Annotated in this window: 1 protein-coding gene and 1 pseudogene; both read right to left on the reverse strand. The window is 69.9% G+C overall.

Translation table 11 applies throughout. The features are described from left to right. A pseudogene (locus CK240_RS17685) lies at positions 1-398 on the reverse strand (RNA polymerase sigma factor); the annotation flags it as partial. A 175-nt stretch (positions 399-573) separates the two neighbouring features. Continuing rightward, positions 574-753, reverse strand: a complete 180-nt coding sequence (locus CK240_RS17690) for a hypothetical protein (RefSeq protein WP_240517581.1) — start codon at positions 751-753, stop codon at positions 574-576. Positions 754-763 lie beyond the last annotated feature (10 nt).

Genomic DNA, 763 nt, shown 5'->3' on the forward strand with positions numbered 1-763 from the left:
GACGCGCAGGATTGTTGTCGGGCAGTTTCTCGTCGGGCGGCACGCAGCAGGTCGCGCTCGACGTTCCAGAGCACGGTCGCTGCGATCCGGTTCACCCGGCTGAGGTCAAGCGTTCGGACTTGCTCGGTCGTTCGCGCCAGCAACTCGGACGCGATCTCGTCGCGGCTGCCGACGCCCCGCTGCAGGCAGCGGCCGCGGATCGCATCCAGTCCCGGCCAGAGTGCCAGCAGGAGCACGCTCAGGGCCAGGTCAGCAATGCGGTCGGCTCCCTGAGACGCACGCACTAGGGCGGCAAGAATGGCGTTGCGCGCACCGTGATCGAGGTGCCCATGGTGCAGGGCGCTGAGCAATGCCGCGGTATCGACGTAGGGCTGCAGGACCGGCTCGGCCGTGCGCATCGCACGGTAGTCGCGTTGGGACTGCAGGGTCGTGGAGGAACGGGCGAGATCGTCACGGATCCCGGACCAGGAATGACACACTGGACGCCAGCCTTCCGGCCGGGCGTCCAGCGCCTCTCTCGGGCCTCAGGGCGTCGTGCGCCTCTGATGATCGGGGGAGTGGGTGGGCGGCGCGTTAGCGCGCGGGCGCGGTCGCCTGGTTCAGCGTGCCGCAGCGGCGGCAGGTGGCCGTCGCCGGAAGGCTCACCAGGTATTCGTGGCCGCGGGCGAAGCTCAGATGCATCACGCCGTCACGGCGCACGCCCAGCAGCTTGCCGCAGCAGCTGCACCGCCAGTCGTTCGCAGTGCCCGCAATGCGGGTGGCG

The sequence above is a fragment of the Paracoccus salipaludis genome (genome assembly GCF_002287065.1).
Taxonomy (GTDB): domain Bacteria; phylum Pseudomonadota; class Alphaproteobacteria; order Rhodobacterales; family Rhodobacteraceae; genus Paracoccus; species Paracoccus salipaludis.